Source organism: Microcoleus sp. D2_18a_D3 (assembly GCF_036702455.1).
Classification (GTDB): domain Bacteria; phylum Cyanobacteriota; class Cyanobacteriia; order Cyanobacteriales; family Microcoleaceae; genus Microcoleus.
In genome coordinates this window covers 1-7792 of sequence record NZ_JAUBTK010000150.1, presented here as the reverse complement: position 1 = coordinate 7792, position 7792 = coordinate 1, and the positions used below count along the sequence as shown (strand labels likewise).

General features: G+C 48.4%; 4 protein-coding genes. 1 reads left to right on the top strand and 3 read right to left on the bottom strand.

Features of this window, described 5'->3' with window-relative positions; translation table 11 throughout:
• Positions 1-3968, bottom strand: a 3968-nt coding sequence (locus QUB06_RS33295; RefSeq protein WP_333438960.1) for a DUF4347 domain-containing protein, incomplete at its 3' end; no start/stop codon positions are given.
• A gap of 364 nt (positions 3969-4332) precedes the next feature.
• A complete protein-coding gene (locus QUB06_RS33290; RefSeq protein ID WP_333438958.1) occupies positions 4333-5154 on the bottom strand; it encodes a sulfotransferase in 822 nt (273 codons plus the stop codon).
• A gap of 409 nt (positions 5155-5563) precedes the next feature.
• On the opposite strand from QUB06_RS33290, the gene QUB06_RS33285 reads away from it, so the two are divergent.
• Positions 5564-6628: a TIGR03032 family protein gene (locus QUB06_RS33285; protein WP_333438962.1), complete on the top strand. Its 1065-nt coding sequence runs from the start codon at positions 5564-5566 to the stop codon at positions 6626-6628.
• A gap of 37 nt (positions 6629-6665) precedes the next feature.
• Here the strand turns inward: QUB06_RS33285 and QUB06_RS33280 are convergent, their stop codons facing one another.
• A complete protein-coding gene (locus tag QUB06_RS33280; RefSeq protein WP_333152491.1) occupies positions 6666-7565 on the bottom strand; it encodes an ABC transporter ATP-binding protein in 900 nt (299 codons plus the stop codon).
• Between the last annotated feature and the right edge of the window lie 227 nt (positions 7566-7792).

The following is a 7792-nucleotide window of genomic DNA, read 5'->3' as shown; positions in this document are numbered from 1 at the left end:
GCCGGTGCAGGTGCGGGGGCCGGTGCGGGCGCCGGTGCAGGTGCGGGGGCCGGTGCGGGCGCCGGTGCAGGTGCGGGGGCCGGTGCGGGCGCCGGTGCAGGTGCGGGGGCCGGTGCGGGCGCCGGTGCAGGTGCGGGTGCAGGTGCGGGGGCAGGTGCAGGTGCGGGGGCAGGTGCAGGTGCGGGGGCCGGTGCGGGCGCGGGGGCAGGTGCAGGTGCGGGGGCCGGCGCAGGTGCCGCAACATTAACGTTAAAAGTCCCTAAACTACCAGCAACAGCAAGATTGCCAAGTCCATCTTTAACCTGACTTGCTTGCAAGTTAACACTGTAAGTTCCATTGTCAGTATTATCCCAACTTCCGCCTGGGGGAACAAAGGAATAAGTTGCTGTCCGAGGTGTACCATTACTATTAGTATCGACACTGACAAACGTAGCAGGAATAGCGCTGCCTGACCCATTTATCAAAACATCAGAACTGTCCAAACTTGAAACATCGACAGCATTATTATCACTGAAAGTAACTGTCAATGTTTGACTTGTTCCTCCCGCTGTCGTAATATCAGCAACAGCATTTAAACTAGCAGTTGGCGGAGTCTTGTCAATCTCATAAACTTGTCCCGTTAAATTACCATTGCCAGCAGTTGCACCGCCTAATGGCACTCCCAAGCTATTTTTGATGCTGTCATCATCAACTAAATTTAATCCAATTGAACCGCTGCCCGTACCTGTGTTAACTTGCAGTTGGTAAGTCTTAGCATCAACAGCAGTTAAAGTACCAATAGCTGCACCAGTTACATCAGTGGGGGCTAAACTAAAGTCAGAAACGTCAACGCCTGTTACATCTTCTGAGAATTTAATCTCGTAGGTGGCGGTAGCCGCAGCAGTGGGAGATGTCGCAAGGCGGTTGATGGATGTAACTGTGGGGAAGGTGTTGTTATAAACAACGGTATTGTCGGTACTTGTACTGGCAGTATTGTTATTGCCTGCTGTATCGGTAACGCCGTTAGCTTTGATGCTAGCAATAACATTACCTCCCCCTGTCATGCCGTTGACTTCGACGTTGTAAACGGGGCCGCTACCTGTGATAGTTGGTGTTAATGTTCCTGTTGCTGTACTTGCAGTTAAGTCAATATCGCTGGCATCGAAACCTGTGACGGGTTCGCTAAAGGTGACGGTATAGTTGATAGGTGAAGTTGCAGTCGGGTCTGTTTGCCCTGTAGCTTGATTGATAGTAACAGTGGGGGCAATGTTATCGTAGGTAACTGTGTTATCGGTACTGGTACTAGCAGTATTGGTATTACCCGCAATGTCAGTGACACCGCCTGCTTTCACTGTGGCGATCGCACTTCCCACAGCAGTCATACCGCTAACTGCTACATTATAATTAGCACCGCTACCCGTTACCGTTGCTGTAGTTGCACCAGCCGTGCCGCTTAAGTCAATATCAGCCGCATCGAAACCAGTGACTGGTTCGCTGAAAGTGACAGTATAGTTAATTGGAGATGTTGATGTTGGATCTGTTTGCCCTGTAGCTTGATTGATAGTAACAGTGGGGACAACACCATCAACTAATACGCCTGTTGTTGCACTGACTCCATTTAAAGTCAGGGTGGCATTATTTTTAGTAGCATCTTGAATCGTCGCGTCGCCTGTGAGTGCTAAGTTAGCGCCTACAGTGATGCCATTGCTGTCAAGGTTGCCTGATGCTACGGTGTAACGGAAAGTTTGGGTAGCGGATGACGCACCGGTGCCCGTGAGGGTGGCATTGACAGTACCTCCAGTGTCGAGAGTGATGGGGAGGTTGGCGCTACCAGTACCGGGGGTGATGGTGACGGGTTCGCTAAATGTTGCCGTGAAGTCGAGGTTTCCGCCAATGCCGTAAGTATTGGCGGAAACCTCGACGCTGGTAATGGTAGGGATGCCGTCGAGGGTTCGCTCGACGCCTGCGGTGGGAGCTCCAGTTTTGTTGCCGGTGGCGAAGGTGAAGTTAGCGAGGGTAGGTGCGTCGATACTGATGGTGTTGCCTTCGGTGGCACCTGTGGCAATGTCAGATGTTAGGAATAAGTAGCCTGTGGTGCCGGTGTTGATGGTTTGGGTGAACCCGGTAAAGTTCAGGGCACTGCCGGAGGCGACTAGGGTTTGGGTGCTGAGGGGGGTATCTCCCGCATCTAAAACGTTGTCGGTGGAGTAAATGAGTTGGAAACCAGCGATGTCTGCGGGGGTGTAAGTGCCGCTGGGAGTGAGGGTAACGCCTGTGAGTTGGGCGTTAAAGGTGGAAACGGCTAAGCCAATTTCGTAGAGTTTTTGGTTGGTTGTGCCTGCTAGTAGGGTAGTAGGAGTAGTAGGAGTGACGGCGGGAGTGGTGACAGCGATATCTGGTGTGGGTGCGCCGGCAATAGTCCCGAAAACGTCGTCGTTATTCTGGTTGGTGCCGATGCCGTTGGTGGGGGTGTTGCCTGTAGCATTGGCAGCATTGTTGGTGGTGAAGGTGGCTGCTGATGAAATAACGGTGGGCAAAGCAGCGGGCATTCCTTTGTTGTTGCCGCTGGTATTGGTGAGAGACTGCATGGCGAAGATGGCACCGCCTAAGCCTTGGCCAGCGCCAAAGAACCCGCCTGTGCCACCAGTGGCGGTGTTGCTGGTAAATGTGGTGCTATTGAGGGTTAAAGAGCCCGTGCGGATGAAGATAGCACCGCCCATGCCAGCACCGCCCATGCCAGCAGCGCTGCTGCCGGCGTCGCTGCCGCGGCCGCCAAAGCCGCCGCCAAAGCCGCCGCCGCCGCCGCCATAGGTGCCATAGCCGCCGCCGCCGCCAAAGCCGCCCTCGCCGCCTACGCTGCTGCCGCTGCCGCCGCCGCCGCCAAAGCCGCCGCCACCGCGAAAGCCAGCGCCGCCGCCGCCAAAGCTGCCAACGCCGCCGCCGTAATTGCCGTTACCTCCATAAGCACCAGTACCGCTGGTGCTACTTGCAAATAGCCCGCCGCCGCCGTTGCCGCCAGCGTTGCCGAACATTCCGGCACCACCTCTACTCAAACTTGCTTCTCTAACATTACCGCCGACAGCGCTGTTACCACTAAAAGTGACGTTATTCACCGTGACGCTACCGTCATAGATAAACAAGCCGCCTCCCATACCAGCGCCGCCACCACCTTGATTACTACTCCCTCCTTGGGCTTTGCTGTTGGTGACAGTCATGTCGGAGAAATTCACGGTTCCCGACTTGACAAAGAAGGGCCGAAACTGGTTGTCGCCACTGACACTATTGTTATTGCCAATAAAATTAATGTTGCTGTTAACTAGGGTCTTCATTACCCCTGTAACAGTGACACCTGTGGTGAGGGTGATGGTGTCATCTCCGGCTAGGGCATTCGCATCTAAAATTGCTTTGCTTAATGTGCCTGCTACAGTGCCGCTGCCATCATCGGTTGCCACCGTGACATCAAAGTTAGCCAGTGTATAGTCATAATCTTCCATCGCCTGCCGATTAAACGGCACGGCGGATTCAATCTGGCCCGTTACTATTTCTAAATCCCAGTCGCCGCCTTTAACTGCATTTCCTGTTAAGTCGTTAGAGGCTGCGACATCTGCACCTGTGAGTTCGCTCAATTGCTTGACAAAATTATTGCCAGTTTCTGTGGCGGCTACATCGCATCCATAAAGTAGGATATCTCCGTTCTCTGTCAGAGCATTTCCCCACTGTTTTAGCTGAGTGTTGAATTTTTCGAGGTCATTCCCATTCAGTACGTCTGCACCGAGTTTTAAACTGCCTTGGTTGCCGTGAGAAACTACATGAACAGCTTCAATGCCACTTTCACTAGCCAGTGCTTGGGTAATTTGTTCAATGCCACTACGCTTGTCATCTAAAATGACTATTTTGGCGTTAGCATCTGCGCCCTCTATCAGGTTTTGATAATTCTGTACAGAGGAGTCAACGAAAATAATTTGCTTGTTGGCGGTTGATGAGTTCATAATTGCTGCAATCCTGTTGTCTGTCGTTTACATTTAAGTCCGGCAGGGGTTGAAACCCCCGCATCAAAGCTTAAGTCCTCGCTATGAAGACTGAAGAGTTTATTAGTCCTCGCTGGCGAGGAGTTTAGTTATTAGTAGGGACACGGCGTCGTACCCCATTGGTGTCCACAATCGCCTAAAACCCTTGAGAAATCTCGTTTTTAGCCGAGTCTCGATCCCCCTAAATCCCCCTTAAGAAGGGGGACTTTGAGAAGATTCCTGTCCCCCCCTTCTTAAGGGGGGCTAGGGGGGATCTGGCGTTAATAGTTAAACAGCAGTCTCTGACTGGGTTTGATCTTAAGTTGACACCAATGGGTTTTACGGTTCATTTAGCTTTCGCGACAATAGTGCTGGCGCGGCTATTTGTTGCCTCTGTCCAAAAAGATAAGCCATCAAATCGCTCAAACAAATCGGGGGGTAAAATAGTTGTTCTCGGCTTAAACTCGACTTGAGAACGCACTTGATGTAACCCTGTTGTTTTCAATTTATTATCAAATTCTGGCTCTTGATATTCAACATTCTCGAAATCATGCTCGAAAGGTTCCTCGCCCAGAAATTGATAAATCAACGACATGGTTTTAGCCGGCCCTTTGGTTAATAAATCGTAATCTACCAGTAGAAGAGATGCACTCTGTTCGCTATAAAATGCTTCTTTAAGAGCGTTATAAGCATAACCAACTAAACGCGAACCTTGACTTAATGCTTCGGTACGGCTATAAACTGTAGCCCGTTCCGCTGGATTATTAAATAACCGGGAAACATCAAAGGCGTTGCGCCGAATCAGTAGCTCAATGCTGTCCATAATCCAGGCGATGTTTCTGACACAGCAAATCACTTTTGCTTCAGGAAATAGTTCCAGAATTAGTGGCAATTTACTACACCAAAGGCGATTTGTGTCGAATATCACTTCTTTTTCAGCTTGCGGGTGGTAATAGGCCCAAAAGATGCTCATAATCAGTGCCCGTTTTTGTTCAGGGGAAATAAATACGGAAAACTCATTATCTTCGCTCATGGCTTCCAACATTCTCTCCACTAAACCCCCGACAGGGGATGTCATCGCAGCGTGAAAGCGGGGATTTTGTCGTAGTAGTGCAGCCAGTAAAGTAGAGCCTGAGCGGGGTAGTCCTGATATGAAGTGGGCTTTCACAGGCCTCGTGGGGGAATGGGTTTTTATAACTTAGATGCAACCAAAATGTATCATACCCAAGACATATCTTTTATAGCATATCTTTATTTAACATTTCGCAACACAACATCCAGGTTTACGATCTCTTTACAATCTAGACATCGTGGGTTGGCTTTCCCTATCTCTATCATTGCTTCGGGCCCCTGCCTCTGTAAAGTCGGAAAAGTCGGATCGTAAAGTCGGAAAAGTCGGATCTTTGGCATGAGGACATAATTACTTGGGAATTTTAACCGCAGATGGTGGCGGATGTACGCGCTATGGACGCAGATGAATGTTGAGTTTGGTCAAGTAGGCTCGATAAAACCCGCAAGGCGAGGGAATTACGATCGCGCTACATTTTGGATATATTAAAGATATGCCTCTAGATTCTATGAATAACGAACAAGCTACTTTCAATACAGTCTCCGAACACGAGATTTTTGGCGATCGCGATTTGCCATCTTGGTTAACTCAACAAAAAATCAGCCTCGCTTGCACTACCTATCAAACCAGCAGGTTAATGTTAATCGGTGCTGCGCCAGAAACCAACAGAATCTCGGCTTTTTGGCGAATATTCGATCGCGCAATGGGGCTATTCTGCACGCCGGAACGCCTTTATTTAAGTTCAAAATATCAACTTTGGCAATTAGATAATGTCTTAGAATCCGGGAAATTATACCAAGGATACGATAAATTATATATACCAAGAATCGGCTATACTACAGGTGATATCGACATTCACGATATCGCTGTCGATAAAAATAATCAAATCATTTTTATTAGCACTTTGTTTAATTGTATCGCTACTTTGAGCGATCGCCACAGTTGCAAACCTCTCTGGAAACCGCAATTTATCTCACAATATATAAATGAAGACCGCTGTCACCTCAACGGTTTGGCAATGGTGGCTGGGGAGGCGAAATATGTCACGGCGTCGAGTCAGTCGGATGTGGTGGATGGCTGGCGCGATCGCCGAAAAAATGGCGGTATAGTTATTGATATTCAATCTAATGATATCATCGTCACAGGATTGTCAATGCCGCACTCACCTCGCTGGTATCAAGACAAATTGTGGCTGCTGAATTCGGGGCGGGGAGAATTTGGTTATGTGGATTTAGAGACAGGGAAATTTGAGGCAATTGCGTTTTGTCCGGGCTATGTCCGAGGACTGGCTTTTTGGCAAAATTGGGCAATTGTTGGACTGTCGAAACCTCGGGGTGGTGACAATACTTTTAGCGGTTTAGAATTGGATGAGTTGTTGGTAGCAAAGGATGCTGAGCCGCGCTGTGGTATGATGGCGATCGATTTGACTACGGGGGCGATCGTTCACTGGTTGCGGTTTGAAGGAATTGTCACGGAACTGTATGATGTGCAGGTGATTCCAGCAGTGCAAAAGCCGATGGCGTTGGGTTTTCAAACGGATGAAATTGCTCAGTTAATTACTTTGGAACTTTAACGGCAGAGGGTGGCGGATGTACGCTAATGAACGCAGATTAAGATGCAGTTTGTTTGGTGACTTCGACATAAATATGTTCTAATCGCACGGGATACCGAGCAATTGAATCAATAGAAATCCCGTCGAACAGCAAAATAATCTCTTTTAATTCTAAACGTTCCGGCAGCCAAAAAGCTAAATCGCTACCGTAGCGGCGCGGGATGAAACTGTATTGTTTAGCGCGGGCGATGACTTCAGCTTCTTCGTCGGTTTTTACCACGATAATTTCTTGAGCCGGAATCAGTTTTTGCAACTCTTCTAAACTACCTTCTGCGACAATACTGCCATTTTTCAGAATTCCGATTCTCTGACAAAGACGCTCAGCTTCATCCAACAAGTGAGTTGTCAGCAGAATTGTAATTCCTTCCGATTGCAAGCGCTGAATTAACTCCCAAATTTCATAGCGAGCTTCAATATCTAAACCAGTTGTCGGTTCGTCTAAAATTACTAATTTAGGTTGGTGCACCAATGCTACCGCAATATTCAAACGGCGCTGCATTCCTCCGCTCAAAGTTTCTACTGGGCTTGTAGCTCTATCTGTCAAATTTACTGCTTTCAAACAGTGTCTTACTTGATAGCGCCGCTGCTTGCGCTCTAAGCCGTAAATTTGAGCAAAAAAGTTGAGGTTTTCCTCGCAGCTAAGGCTTTTGTAAAGCAAATTTTCTTGAGGCGCTACCCCTATTAACAATTTTGTAGCTTCGGAAACAGGTTCGCCATTAATAGAAACTTGACCGCTGTCGGCATTTAACAAATTGCATAAAATATTGATAGTTGTAGTTTTGCCCGCCCCGTTTGGTCCCAGCAAACCGTAAATTTCTCCAGCTTGAATGTGCAGTGTTAAATCTTTAAGCACTGAACGCTCGCCATAGGACTTATTTAACTTTTCTATTTGCAGCACTACTTTAATTCTCCGTATTATTTTATATATTTACGGTTGTTTATGAACGATTAAACCGCAGAGAGCGCAGAGGGCGCAGAGTCAGAGAAGAGAGAGATGAATAATTAGGACATAATGCAATACGGTTCAGATAAGACTGATCCCCCCTAGCCCCCCTTAAGAAGCTATGCCTTACTCACATCTTTCTTAACAAAATCCGGCTTGACATCTGGGGGGGAATGGGTAGA